Source organism: Aquabacterium sp. A08 (assembly GCF_011742065.1).
In genome coordinates, this window is the sequence record NZ_JAAQQT010000425.1 from 1 (window position 1) to 551 (window position 551).

1 protein-coding gene is annotated in these 551 nt (G+C 65.0%); it reads left to right on the forward strand.

The genetic code is table 11. From position 1 onward, the window contains the following. Positions 1 to 551 (forward strand): acyl-CoA dehydrogenase family protein (locus HA630_RS27180; protein WP_256368603.1); only part of this gene is annotated, 551 nt, incomplete at both ends.

Sequence of the window (551 nt, forward strand, 5' to 3'; positions counted from 1 at the left end):
TTTTCCACCGCGCAAAAGCTGGACAAGCTGGGCATGCGCGGCAGCCACACCGGCGAGATGGTGTTCCAGAACGTGGAGGTGCCCGAGGCGAACATTCTGGGTGGCCTGAACCAGGGCGCCAAGGTGCTGATGAGCGGCCTGGACTACGAGCGCGCGGTGCTGGCGGCCGGTCCCATCGGCATCATGCAGGCGGTGATGGACAACGTCATCCCCTACATCCACGACCGCAAGCAGTTTGGCCAGAGCATTGGCGAGTTCCAGCTGGTGCAGGGCAAGGTGGCCGACATGTACACCGTGTTGCAGGCCGGCCGCGCCTTCTGCTACCAGATCGGCAAGAACCTGGACATGCTGGGCGCCCAGCACGTGCGCCAGGTGCGCAAGGACTGCGCCTCGGTCATCCTGTGGTGCGCCGAGCAGGCGACCAAGATGGCGGGCGACGGCATTCAGTTGTTCGGCGGCAACGGCTACATCAACGAATACCCGCTGGGCCGCCTGTGGCGCGACGCCAAGCTGTACGAGATTGGCGCGGGCACCAGCGAAATCCGCCGCAT